Below are 11,363 nucleotides of genomic sequence, written 5' to 3'. Positions count from 1 at the left end.
GGCACCGGGCCCGGCCGGCGCCGCCCACCGAGGAGCGGCTTCGGCGCCGGCTCGCCGCCGTGCTCGTCGGCGCCGGGGCGCTCGCCGCGACCCTGCTGACCGCCGCGGTCGACCCGGCGGCGCCGGCCGCGCCGGACCGGGCGCCGGGCCACACAAGCTCTGAGCTTGCTCAACGATCAGGAGATTGATGGACCGGGCAACGATCCCGTCCCTAGGCTCGCTGCCATGCCTGAGATCACCCTGACCACCCTCGTCCTGCTGTGCCTGGCCGCGCTCGTCGCGGGCTGGATCGACGCCGTGGTCGGAGGGGGCGGGCTGCTGCTCATGCCGGCGCTGCTGATCGGGCTGCCGAACGCCGCGTACCCCTACGTCACCGGCACCAACAAGGCGGTCGCGATCGTCGGCACGACGGGCGCGGCGATCACCTACGTCCGCAAGACGAAGGTGCCGGTGTGGACGGCGGTACGGGTCGGGCTCGCGGCCCTCGCGGGCTCGACGGCCGGCGCGCTGTTCACGACCGCCGTCGACGAGGAGATCCTGCGGCCGCTGATCATCGTGGTGCTCGTCGCGGTGGCGGCCTTCGTGATCCTGAAGCCCTCCTTCGGGGCGCGGCCCGAGAGCGAGGACCGGGCGCCGCTCACCCGGGCCCGGGTGGCCACCGCGATCGTCCTCGTCGGCGGCGGGATCGGCTTCTACGACGGCCTGTTCGGGCCCGGCACCGGCACCTTCCTGGTGCTCGCCCTGACCGCGGTGCTCCACCTCGACCTGGTGACGGCCTCCGCCACCGCCAAGATCGTCAACGTCTGCACCAACGCGGGCGCGCTGGCGATGTTCGCCTACCAGGGCACCGTCTACTGGCAGCTGGCCGCCCTCATGGCCGCCTTCAACCTGACCGGCGGGATGGTCGGCGCCCGGATGGCGCTGAGCAAGGGCTCGGGGTTCGTCCGCGGGGTGCTGCTCGTCGTGGTGCTCTCCATGGTGGCGAAGCTCGGCTGGGACCAGTGGAGCTGAGGGCCGGGCTCAGCGCACCCCGATGAGGTGCCCGAAGGCCACCACGTTCCCCTGGTAGCCGCCGCGCTTCTCGGAGAAGCCGCCGCCGCAGGTGATCACCCGGAGCTCGGCGCGGTCGGTGGCGCCGTACACCTTCTCGTCGGGGAAGGAGTCGTTGCCGTAGACCTCGACGGCGTCGACGGTGAAGACCGCCGTCCTGCCGTCCTCCCGGTCGATCTCGATCCGGTGGCCCTTCCTCAGGGCGCCGAGCGTGTAGAAGACGGCGGGGCCGCCGGCGTTGTCGACGTGGCCGGCGACGATCGCGGTGCCCTTGGCGCCGGGCGTGACGCCGTCCCCGTACCAGCCGGCGAGGTTGCGGTCCTCCGCCGGCGGCACCTCCAGGGAGCCGTTCGCGGCCAGGCCGAGCCGGGTCATCGGAGCGTCCACGTCCGTCTCCGGGATGCGCAGCCGCACCGGCGGTGACGACGGCAGCGGGTCGGCGGCGGCGTCGGTGTGGACGCTCGGGCCGGCGGCGAAGGCCTGGGCGGCGGACGGGACGGGCGGGGTGACGTCCTGCGAGCCGTTCTGGACGAGCCAGAGGCCGACGCAGGCGGCTACCGCCACGCCCCAGCCCTTGCTCCTGTTGCTCACGTCGATTCCTCACTCGGGGAGGGGGATGGGCCCCGCCCCCGGCCGGCCGTGTGCGGGAGCCGGGCGGGGGCGGGACGAGGCGGTGTGATCAGTGGCCGTGGGTGCCGCTCGCCCGGCGCCGCATGAGCCACACACCGCCGACGGCAGCCGCGGCCAGCACCGCCGCGCCCGCCGTGACCTGGGCGGTGTCGGGGCCGATGCTGCCGCCGACACCGGTTTTGACGTGACCGCTGGGCTCGCGGTGCTTCACGGTCAGCTCGCCCCGGGCGGTCCGGCCGTTGTCGCAGGCCACGCCGATCCAGTGGGTCCCGGGCTTGGCGTGCTGGGGCAGGGTGAACTGCCCGACCACGACCTCCTTGTGGGTGCTCGGGCTCAGCTGGAACTCCCCGGCGCCGACCGAGTTCGCGTCCCCGACGCCGTGGCCCTTCTTGCCGCAGGCGAGGGTGTTCACGGTGACGGTGGTGCCGGGGGAGGCGGAGGAGGGGTAGATCTCCAGCGACTCGGGTCCGTCGTTGTTCGCGTACGCGGCCGGCGCGGCGAAGGCGCCGAGCGCGACGACCGTCAGCGCGGTTCCGGTGAGCAGGCGGGCAGTGGGGCGCATGGTGGGGTCCTCCGGGGCGCGCGGTCGTTCGGTCTTCCGTACGACCGAGCAAACGTCCCCGGCCCGGACCCCGCCTGCTGATGGGGCATCAGGATTGCGCCGTCCGATACGGCGCGTCGACTGGAATCCGGGCGTTCGTACAGCTCAGAGCCGGTTTCGGGCCGTCAGCCGACATGCCGTGCCGAACGGGTGAGCGGCCCCTCCGCCACCTCCCGCGTGGGCCCTTCCGCCACCTCCCGCGTGGGCCGCGCCCGCCGTCCCCCGCGGGGCCGGAGCGCGTGGCCGCGGCCGGGGCGGCGGGTGTGTCAGTCCTCGTCGCGTTCCGTGCTCTTCAGGAGGGTCACCTCGTCCAGCCACTTCCGGACGTCCGCCGCGAAGTCGCGCGCGCCGACCTCGTGGTGGGCGGCCACGTAGCGGAGGGCGGGGGGCTTGTCCTCCCAGTACTTCGTCGATCCGGCGAGCTTCCGGAGGAAGATCTCGCTGCCGACCGCGTTGGTGTGGAAGGTCAGCTCCAGTTTCCCCAGACGTCCCGCGGCCGGGTCCGGGTGGACGAGCCGGAAGCCCTGCCACGCGTAGAGGTGCCGCTCGACGTCGGGGATGATCGCGCCGTGGACCCGCGCCCCGTCGACCGCGTACCCCTCCGCCGCGAACGCGTCGAGGACCGCCTCGTGCAGCGGCAGCGCCTCGACCCGCACCGGGTCCATGTCCGTCTGCGCCTTCACGCCCGCCGCATCGACCTCGGTGCTGACGCCGATGACGACCCCGAGGTCCTCTCCCCGCAGCTCGTTCACCGGCGTCTCCCACCGCAGCCGGAACTTCAGCGGGACCCGCTTCTCCTGGCCCTTCCTCAGTTTGAACCAGCCGCTGGCGCTGGGGTGGCCGATCGTGTCGCCGTCCGCCTGGCCGTCTCCGTCGCCCTTGTGGAAGAGCGGCGCGTTCGCGACGAGCTTGAGCGATATGGACTCGATCTCCAGGTCGCGCTCGGGCGCGCGCACCACCACCTCCCCGTGCAGCATGCCGCCGGGCCGCACCGGGCCGGGCTCGATGATCGTGTCCACCTCGAGCGGGACGCCGCCGCCGAAAAGCCTCTTGAAAACCATGCCCGCAGGCTAGTCGGCGGATCCGCCCCCGTCACCGGAAACGATCTCCTCGCCCGGCACCGCCGCGTACGCGCCCCGCACCCGCTCCATCAGCTCCTCGTCCACCTCGTACGTCACTCCGTCGACGGCCGTCACCGCCGCGATCCCCCGGGAGTTCGTCACCAACGCCGCCCGGAAGCGCGGAAGTTCCTCCAGGGTGACCGGGCGGTGGCGCGACGGCAGCCGGCGCGTCAGCAGCTCCATCGTGATGCCCGTGAGGTGCGGGGCCGTCGGCCAGTTCAGCGAAGTGCCGTCCCAGAGGGCGATGTTGGTGACCGCGCCCTCCGCGAGCTCGCCCGCCGGCGTCGTCAGCAGCGCCTCGTCGAAGCCGGCCCGGCGCGCCGCGTCGCCGTGGTACCGCTGGCCGAAGCCGCCCAGGTGCTTGAGGTGCGCCGCCGGGCGCAGATAGCCGACCGCCGTCAGCCGCTGCGGCGCGCCGAGGCCGTCGGGCGCGGCCTCGCGCACGGCGACCGCCACCCGGACCAGGGGGCCGCCCTCGTACACGTACACCCGCGCCGACGCGTCCCGGCGTCCCGACGCCCCGAGCGCCCGCGCGAGGAGGTCCCGCACCCGCTGTCCGGGCAGCGGCTCGCCGAACAGCTCGCGGGTGGCCCGGTCGAGGCGGTCGAGGTGCAGGCCGAGGCCCTTCACCCGGCCGTCCCGCACCTGCATCGCGGTGAAGTGGCCGTAGCCGCTCATGACGGCGGCGAGGACCCCGGGATCGGTCGCCGGGACCCCGTCGACCTCGATGTGCGCGGGGGCGGGAGCGGGTGAAGTCGTCATGGACCCACCGTAGTCACGGTGGCGGTCCGGAGGTTTCCCGGAAGCCCGCTTGACCTCAACCAAACTTGAGGTACCACGATCCTCGGCATGGACATCACGCACTCCACCACCGCCCCCCTGACCCTCGCCCTCGTCGTCGCCAGCGACCGCGAAGGCCGCTTCGCCCCCGTCATCGCCGACTGGTTCCGCACCCGCGTCGCCGAGCGCGCCGACTTCGCCCTCACCGTCCTCGACCTCGCCGAGGTCGAGCTCCCCACCTCCCTCTCCTACGACCCCGACCCCGCGGTCCGCGCCGAACTCGCCCGCGTCACACCCGTCCTGGAGGCCGCCGACGCCTTCGTCGTCCTGACCCCCGAGTACAACCACTCCTTCCCCGCCTCCCTCAAGAACCTCATCGACCGCCACTACACCGAGTGGCGCGCCAAGCCCGTCGGCTTCGTCTCCTACGGCGGGATCTCCGGCGGCATCCGGGCCGTCGAGCAGCTCCGCCAGGTCTACGCCGAGATGCACGCCGTGACCGTCCGCGACGGGGTCGTCCTGCCCAACGCCCAGGGGCAGTTCGACGAGGACGGCCGGTTCAGGGACCCGACCGGGCCCGAGGCCGGCGCCAAGCTCATGCTCGACCAGCTCGCCTGGTGGGGGAACGCCCTCCGGGACGCCAAGGCCGTCCGGCCGTACGCCGCCTGAGGGAACGTCATGACACTGCTGCGACTTCTCGCCGGGCGCCTGCGCCCGCACCGCGCCCGGCTCGTCTTACTCGTCCTCCTCCAGCTCCTCCAGAGCCTCGCCTCCCTCACCCTGCCGGCCCTCAACGCCGGCGTCATCGACGAGGGCGTGCTCCGCGGCGACACCGGCCGTGTCCTGTCCGGCGGGGCCGCCATGGCCGGCGTCACGCTCCTCCAGGCCGCCGCGGCCGCCGCCGTCACCTTCACCGCCGCCCGGATCGCCCTCGCCGTCGCCCGTGACCTGCGCTCCGAGGTCTTCCGGCGGATCCAGGACCTCTCCGTCCTGGAGCGCGGCCGCTTCGGCACCGCCTCCCTCGTCACCCGCGCCACCAACGACGTCCAGCAGGTGCAGACCTTCGCCGTCCTCGCGCTCACCATGCTCGTCGCCGCCCCGCTGCTGTGCGCCGGAGGGCTCGGCATGGCGCTGCGCCAGGACGTGCCGCTCGCCCTCGTCCTGCTGCTCTTCGTCCCCGTCATGACCCTCGCCGTCGGCGCCGTCGTGCTCCGCACGCGGCCCCTCTTCCGGAGCATGCAGGAGCACCTCGACCGGGTCACCCGGGTGCTGCGCGAACAGATCACCGGCGTCCGGGTGGTCCGCGCCTTCGTCCGCGACGGCCATGAACGCGCCCGCTTCGCCGGCGCCAACGACGCCCTCCTCGACACCGGCCTGCGGGCCGGCCGGCTCCAGGCCGTCATGTATCCGGTCGTCCTGCTGGTCTGGGAGGCCGCCACGATCCTCCTGGTCTGGGCCGGCGCCCACCGCATCGACTCCGGCGCCGTCCGGGCCGGCACCCTCGTCGCGTTCCTCGGCTACCTCCTACAGACCGCCATGTCCGTGATGATGACGCTCTTCCTCCTCATGCACCTGCCCCGGGCCGAGGCCGGTGCCGCCCGCGTCCGCGAACTCCTCGGCACCACCCCCTCCCTCGCCCCGCCCGCCGAACCGGTCCGCGCCCTTCCCGGCGGCGGCTCCGGCCGGCTCGCCCTGGAGGACATCACCTTCCGCTACCCCGGCGCCGAGGAACCCGTCCTCAGCGGCGTCACCCTGCACGCCGCCCCCGGCGAGACCACCGCGATCATCGGCGCCACCGGCAGCGGCAAGTCCACCCTCCTCGGCCTGGTGCCCCGGCTCCTCGACGCCACCGGCGGCCGGGTCCTCCTCGACGGCACCGACGTCCGCGCCCTCGACCCCGGACTCGCCGCCGCCACCGTCGGACTCGTCCCCCAGAAGCCGTACCTCTTCTCCGGCACCATCGCCTCCAACCTGCGGTACGGAAAGCCCGGCGCCACCGACGAGGAGCTGTGGCACGCGCTGGAGACCGCCCAGGCCGCCGACTTCGTCCGGGCCCTGGACGAGGGGCTCGACGCGCCCGTCACCCAGGGCGGCTCCAACCTCTCCGGCGGCCAGCGCCAGCGGCTCGCCATCGCCCGCGTCCTCGTCGCCCGCCCCCGCCTCTACCTCTTCGACGACTCCTTCTCCGCCCTCGACAACGCCACCGACGCCCGGCTGCGCGCCGCCCTGCGCCGCGAGACCGCCGGCGCCACCGTCCTCCTCGTCGCCCAGCGGGTCTCCACCATCCGCCACGCCGACCGGATCGTCGTCCTCGACCGGGGCCGCGCCGTCGGCACCGGAACCCACGAGGAGCTCCTGGCGAGCAGCCCCACCTACCGGGAGATCGTCCGCTCCCAGCCGACCGAGGAGGCCGCCGCGTGACCACCGCGACCACCCCGCGCCCCACCGCGCCCACCGCCCCCGCCCCGCGCACCGCGCCCACCGCCCCCGCCCGCCGGGGCCCCGCCCCCCAGCCGGGCGGACCCGGCCCGGGAGCGGGCCCCTCCCTGGAACGCTCCCTCCACTTCCGCGCCTCCGCCGCGCGCCTGCTGCGCACCCTCGCCCCCGACCGGGCCCGGCTCGCCGCGGCCCTCGCCGCCGGCGCCGCCGCCGTCGGGTTCGCCGTCCTCGGCCCGCTCCTCCTCGGCAGGGCCACCGACCTCGTCCTCACCGGCGCCGCCGGCCCGCACGGCGTCGACTTCACCGCCGTCGGCCGGCAGCTCGCCCTCGCGGGCGCCGCCGTCGTCGGCGCCTCCCTGCTGACCTGGGTCCAGCAGCGGCTCGTCACCGGCGTCGTGCAGCGGGCCGGCCACCGGCTGCGCGAGCGGGCCCAGCACAAGCTGGCCCGGCTGCCCCTCGGCTACCTCGACGGACAGCCGCGCGGCGAGGTCCTCTCCCGCGCCACCAACGACGTCGACAACGTCACCCAGACCCTGCAACAGGCCCTGAGCCAGATGATCAGGGCCGTGTTCACCCTCCTCGGGGTGCTCGCGATGATGCTCTGGATCTCCCCGGCGCTCGCCCTCGTCGCCCTCGCCACCGTCCCCGTCTCGCTGGGCCTCGCCGCCCTCGTCGCCCGCCGCGCCCAGCCCCAGTTCGTGAGGCAGTGGGCGGTCACCGGCCGGCTCGGCGGCCACGCCGAGGAGACCATCACCGGTCACACCGAGGTCGTCGCCTTCGGCCGCCGGGACGAGGCCGTCCGCCGCTTCGACGAGCTCGGCGAGGAGCTGTACCGGGCCGGCCTGCGCGCCCAGGTCGTCTCCGGCCTCGTCCAGCCGGCCGTCACCCTCGCCGGAAACCTCGGCTACGTCCTGATCGCGGTCCTCGGCGGCCTGAAGGTGGCGAGCGGGACCCTGACCGTCGGCGACGTCCAGGCCTTCGTCCAGTACTCCTACGAGTTCAACGGGCCGGTCAACCAGGTGGCCGCCATGGCGGGCCTCCTCCAGTCCGGCGTCGCCTCCGCCGAGCGGGTCTTCGACCTCCTCGACGCCGAGGAGGAGCGCCCGGAACCGGCCACCCCCGAGAAGCCCGCCGTGCTGCGCGGCCGGGTCGCCTTCGAGCGCGTCTCCTTCCGCTACGAGCCGGACCGGCCGCTCGTCGAGGACCTCTCCCTCACCGTGGAACCCGGCCGCACGGTCGCCCTCGTCGGCCCCACCGGCGCCGGCAAGACCACCCTGGTCAACCTGCTGCTCCGGTTCCACGAGCCGACCGGCGGCCGGATCCTCCTCGACGGCGTCGACACCGCCCGGATGGACCGGGAGGAGCTGCGCTCCGGCATCGGCATGGTCCTCCAGGACACCTGGCTCTTCGGCGGCACCATCGCCGAGAACATCGCCTACGGCGTCCCCGGGGAGGTCTCCCGCGAGCGGATCGTCGCCGCGGCCGAGGCCGTCCACGCCGACCGCTTCGTCCGTACCCTGCCGGACGGCTACGACACCGTCCTGGACGAGGACGGCGGCGGTCTCAGCGCCGGCGAACGCCAGCTGGTCACGCTGGCCCGCGCCTTCCTCTCCGACCCGGTGATCCTCGTCCTCGACGAGGCCACCAGCTCCGTCGACACGCGCACCGAACTCCACGTCCAGCGCGCCATGTCCGCCCTGCGGGCCGGCCGGACCAGCTTCGTCGTCGCCCACCGGCTCTCCACGATCCGGGACGCCGACACCATCGTGGTCATGGACGGCGGGGGCATCGCCGAGCAGGGCGGCCACGAGGAGCTGCTGGCCCGCGGCGGCGCGTACGCCCGGCTGCACGCGGCACAGTTCGCCCCTACGGTGGAGGCGTGATCGTCACCGTCCGCACCACCACCACCGACGCGCGCGCCAAGGCCGACGCCCTGGCGCGCGGCGCCGTCGAGGCCCGGCTCGCCGCGTGCGCGCAGATCTCCGGGCCCGTCACCTCCGTCTACCACTGGCGGGGCGCGATCGAGACCACCGAGGAGTGGGAGGTGGTCCTCAAGACCACCGAGGCCCGCTACCAGGCCCTTGAAGCACACCTGATCGCGGCCCACGACTACGAGACGCCCGAGATCCTCGCCACCCGGGTGACGCGGGTCGCCGAGGGGTACGCCCGCTGGGTCGAGAAGGAGACCGAGGACGCCGTCGAGCCCGAAGCCGCCGCGTACGAGGAGCGCCCGTTCTTCGTGTACGGGACGCTGCGCCCGGGCGGGTACAACCACGACCGGTTCCTCGCCGGGCGGATCGGCACCGAGGCGGACGCCGTGCTGCCGGGGGCGGTCCTGCACGACGGGCCCGGCTATCCGTACGTCGTCCCGGCGGACGGAGGCGAGGTGGCCGGCACCCTCCTCACGCCCTCGTCCGGCGACTACGGCGATCTGTTCGGCCTGCTCGACCGGCTGGAGCTGCCCGCCGGGTACGAGCGGGCGGCCATGGACGTCGTACGGGTCGCGGACGGGGTCCGGCTGTCCGCCTGGGTGTACCTGGCGGCACCGGACGCGCCGCTCGGCCCGGTCATCGAGAGCGGCGACTGGTTCAGCCGGCGGTAGCTCCGCCGGCGACCGGCTCCAGACGGACCGCGCACACCTTGAACTCGGGCATCCGGGAGACCGGGTCGAGCGCCGGGTTCACCAGGGTGTTCGCCCGCCCCTCCCCGTACCAGTGGAAGGGCATGAAGACGGTGTCCGGGCGGATCGCGCCGGTGATCCGGGCCGGCGCCACCGCCCGCCCGCGCCGCGACACCACCGCCACCGGCTCGCCCTCGGCGACCCCGAGCCTCTCCGCGAGCCGCGGGTGCAGCTCCACGAAGGGGCCGGGCGCGGCGGCGTTCAGCTCCGCGACCCGCCGGGTCTGCGCCCCGGACTGGTACTGGGAGACGACCCGGCCGGTGGTGAGGACCACCGGGTAGTCGGCGTCGGTCTCCTCGGCGGCCGGCCGGTGCGTCACCGGGATGAAGCGGGCCCGCCCGTCGGCGGTCGCGAACCGGTCGAGGAAGAGCCGGGGCGTGCCCGCGTGCTCGCCCTCGCCGGGAGCGGTCTCGGGGCAGGGCCAGAAGACGCCCTGCTCCCGCTCGATCCGCCGGTAGCTGATGCCCGAGTAGTCGGCGGGGCCGCCGGCGGAGGCCCGCCGCAGCTCCTCGAAGACCTCCTCGGGGTCGGTGGGGAAGCCCTTCTCCCAGCCGAGCAGTCCGGCGAGGGAGTGCAGCACCTCCAGGTCGGTGCGGACCCCGGCCGGCGGCGTGAGGGCGCGGCGGCGCAGCAGCACCCGCCCCTCCAGGTTGGTCATCGTCCCGGTCTCCTCGGCCCACTGGGTCACCGGCAGGACGACGTCGGCGAGTGCGGCGGTCTCGGAGAGGACGACGTCGGCGACGGCGAGGAAGTCGAGCGAGCGCAGCCGGTCCTCGACGTGGGAGGCGTGCGGCGCGGAGACGACCGGGTTGGAGCCCATCAGGAGCAGCGACTTCACCTCGCCGCCGAGCGCGTCGAGGAGTTCGTAGGCGCTGCGCCCCGGCCCCGGCAGGGTCTCGGGGGCGACGCCCCACACGCCGGCGACGTGGGCGCGGGCGGCGGGGTCGTCGAGCTTGCGGTAGCCGGGCAGCTGGTCGGCCTTCTGGCCGTGCTCGCGGCCGCCCTGGCCGTTGCCCTGGCCGGTGAGGCAGCCGTAGCCGGAGAGCGGCCGGCCCGCCCGGCCGGTGGCGAGGCAGAGGTTGATCCAGGCGCCGACGGTGTCGGTGCCCTTGGCCTGCTGCTCGGGGCCGCGCGCGGTCAGCACCATGGAGTCCTCGGCGTCGCAGAACATCGCGACCGCCTCGCGCAGCCGCGGCACCGGGATGCCGGTGATCCGCTCGACGTGCTCGGGCCAGTGGGCCATCGCGCCGGCCCGGGCGGCCTCCCAGCCGGAGGTGCGCTCCGCGACGAACTCCTCGTCGACGCGGCCCTCGGCGACGACCAGGTGGAGCAGGCCGAGGGCGAGCGCCAGGTCGGTGCCGGGGCGGGGGGCGAGGTGGAGGTCGGCCTGTTCGGCGGTGCGGGTGCGGCGCGGGTCGACGACGATCAGCTTCCCGCCGTTCTCCTTCAGCTCGGTGAGGTAGCGCAGCGCCGGGGGCATCGTCTCGGCCAGGTTGGAGCCGACGAGGATCACACAGCCCGTCTTCGGGACGTCCTCCAGCGGGAACGGCAGCCCGCGGTCGAGGCCGAAGGCCCGCTGGTGGGCGGCGGCCGCCGAGGACATGCAGAAGCGGCCGTTGTAGTCGATCTGCGAGGTGGCGAGGACGAGCCGGGCGAACTTGCCGAGCGTGTACGCCTTCTCGTTGGTGAGTCCGCCGCCGCCGAAGACCCCCACGGCATCGGGGCCGTGGTCGGCGCGGGTCCGGCGCAGGCCCTCGGCGACGGCGGAGAGGGCCTCCTCCCAGGAGGCCGGTTCGAGCGCCCCGGTGTCAGGGCGGCGGACCAGGGGCTCGGTGAGCCTGACCCGGGAGGAGAGTACGGAGGGGGCGGTGCGGCCCTTGCCGCACAGCGCGCCCCGGTTGACGGGGAAGTCGGTCCGCTCGACCACCTCGGCGGGCAGCTCCGCCGTGCCGGTCGGGCGGAGCTTCATGCCGCACTGCAGGGCGCAGTAGGGGCAGTGGGTGGGGACCGTGGTGGCGTCGGACATGCCGTCAAGGGTGCGTCGGGCGTGTTACGGGCGGCG

At 74.6% G+C, this 11,363-nt stretch carries 10 protein-coding genes; 5 read left to right on the top strand and 5 right to left on the bottom strand.

What is annotated here, in order from left to right:
- Window positions 1-225: 225 nt before the first annotated feature.
- Entirely contained in the window at window positions 226-1,011 is a 786-nt protein-coding gene (locus ACFQ8C_RS19570; RefSeq protein ID WP_383458922.1) for a TSUP family transporter, read from the top strand.
- 9 nt (window positions 1,012-1,020) lie between these two features.
- On the opposite strand, the gene ACFQ8C_RS19565 is transcribed toward ACFQ8C_RS19570, so the two are convergent.
- The 4 genes from ACFQ8C_RS19565 to ACFQ8C_RS19550 all read right to left on the bottom strand — a co-directional run bounded on the left by ACFQ8C_RS19565 (window position 1,021) and on the right by ACFQ8C_RS19550 (window position 4,164).
- Window positions 1,021-1,641 (bottom strand): class F sortase, encoded by a 621-nt coding sequence (locus ACFQ8C_RS19565; RefSeq protein ID WP_383458920.1) that lies wholly within the window; start codon window positions 1,639-1,641, stop codon window positions 1,021-1,023.
- An 88-nt stretch (window positions 1,642-1,729) separates the two neighbouring features.
- Window positions 1,730-2,242 (bottom strand): hypothetical protein, encoded by a 513-nt coding sequence (locus tag ACFQ8C_RS19560; protein ID WP_383458917.1) that lies wholly within the window; start codon window positions 2,240-2,242, stop codon window positions 1,730-1,732.
- 305 nt (window positions 2,243-2,547) lie between these two features.
- Window positions 2,548-3,342: a sporulation protein gene (locus tag ACFQ8C_RS19555; protein WP_383458914.1), complete on the bottom strand. Its 795-nt coding sequence runs from the start codon at window positions 3,340-3,342 to the stop codon at window positions 2,548-2,550.
- 9 nt (window positions 3,343-3,351) lie between these two features.
- Window positions 3,352-4,164, bottom strand: coding sequence for an aminotransferase class IV (locus tag ACFQ8C_RS19550; RefSeq protein WP_383458911.1), 813 nt, complete (start codon window positions 4,162-4,164; stop codon window positions 3,352-3,354).
- Window positions 4,165-4,251: 87 nt separating this feature from the next.
- Between ACFQ8C_RS19550 and ACFQ8C_RS19545 the strand changes: the two genes are divergently transcribed.
- The 4 genes from ACFQ8C_RS19545 to cutA are packed head-to-tail and all read left to right on the top strand — an operon-like array spanning window position 4,252 to window position 9,223.
- Window positions 4,252-4,851 (top strand): NADPH-dependent FMN reductase, encoded by a 600-nt coding sequence (locus ACFQ8C_RS19545; RefSeq protein WP_383458908.1) that lies wholly within the window; start codon window positions 4,252-4,254, stop codon window positions 4,849-4,851.
- Window positions 4,852-4,860: 9 nt separating this feature from the next.
- Window positions 4,861-6,603, top strand: coding sequence for an ABC transporter ATP-binding protein (locus tag ACFQ8C_RS19540; protein WP_383458905.1), 1,743 nt, complete (start codon window positions 4,861-4,863; stop codon window positions 6,601-6,603).
- Entirely contained in the window at window positions 6,600-8,504 is a 1,905-nt protein-coding gene (locus ACFQ8C_RS19535; RefSeq protein ID WP_383458902.1) for an ABC transporter ATP-binding protein, read from the top strand. The genes ACFQ8C_RS19540 and ACFQ8C_RS19535 overlap by 4 nt, the downstream gene beginning before the upstream one ends.
- On the top strand, window positions 8,501-9,223 hold the full coding sequence (cutA, locus tag ACFQ8C_RS19530) for a divalent cation tolerance protein CutA (RefSeq protein ID WP_383458899.1): 723 nt from the start codon (window positions 8,501-8,503) through the stop codon (window positions 9,221-9,223). The genes ACFQ8C_RS19535 and cutA overlap by 4 nt, the downstream gene beginning before the upstream one ends.
- Here cutA and ACFQ8C_RS19525 read toward each other — a convergent pair.
- Window positions 9,210-11,327, bottom strand: a complete 2,118-nt coding sequence (locus ACFQ8C_RS19525) for a molybdopterin oxidoreductase family protein (protein ID WP_383458896.1) — start codon at window positions 11,325-11,327, stop codon at window positions 9,210-9,212. The two genes, cutA and ACFQ8C_RS19525, sit on opposite strands and share 14 nt — an antisense overlap.
- Window positions 11,328-11,363: the final 36 nt, after the last annotated feature.

The organism is Streptomyces sp. NPDC056503, from assembly GCF_042794995.1.
In the GTDB taxonomy this organism is placed as follows: Bacteria; Actinomycetota; Actinomycetes; order Streptomycetales; family Streptomycetaceae; genus Streptomyces.
Note: the sequence above shows the minus strand (reverse complement) of the source record. Positions and strands in the feature narration are given on the sequence as shown.

What these genes read in the sequence shown, in the direction of transcription:
- ACFQ8C_RS19570 (WP_383458922.1), top strand. Translation starts at nt 226, where the DNA reads ATGCCTGAGATCACCCTGACCACCCTCGTCCTGCTGTGCCTGGCCGCG.
- ACFQ8C_RS19560 (WP_383458917.1), bottom strand. Translation starts at nt 2,242, where the DNA reads ATGCGCCCCACTGCCCGCCTGCTCACCGGAACCGCGCTGACGGTCGTC.
- ACFQ8C_RS19555 (WP_383458914.1), bottom strand. Translation starts at nt 3,342, where the DNA reads ATGGTTTTCAAGAGGCTTTTCGGCGGCGGCGTCCCGCTCGAGGTGGAC.
- ACFQ8C_RS19550 (WP_383458911.1), bottom strand. Translation starts at nt 4,164, where the DNA reads ATGACGACTTCACCCGCTCCCGCCCCCGCGCACATCGAGGTCGACGGG.
- ACFQ8C_RS19545 (WP_383458908.1), top strand. Translation starts at nt 4,252, where the DNA reads ATGGACATCACGCACTCCACCACCGCCCCCCTGACCCTCGCCCTCGTC.
- ACFQ8C_RS19540 (WP_383458905.1), top strand. Translation starts at nt 4,861, where the DNA reads ATGACACTGCTGCGACTTCTCGCCGGGCGCCTGCGCCCGCACCGCGCC.
- ACFQ8C_RS19525 (WP_383458896.1), bottom strand. Translation starts at nt 11,327, where the DNA reads ATGTCCGACGCCACCACGGTCCCCACCCACTGCCCCTACTGCGCCCTG.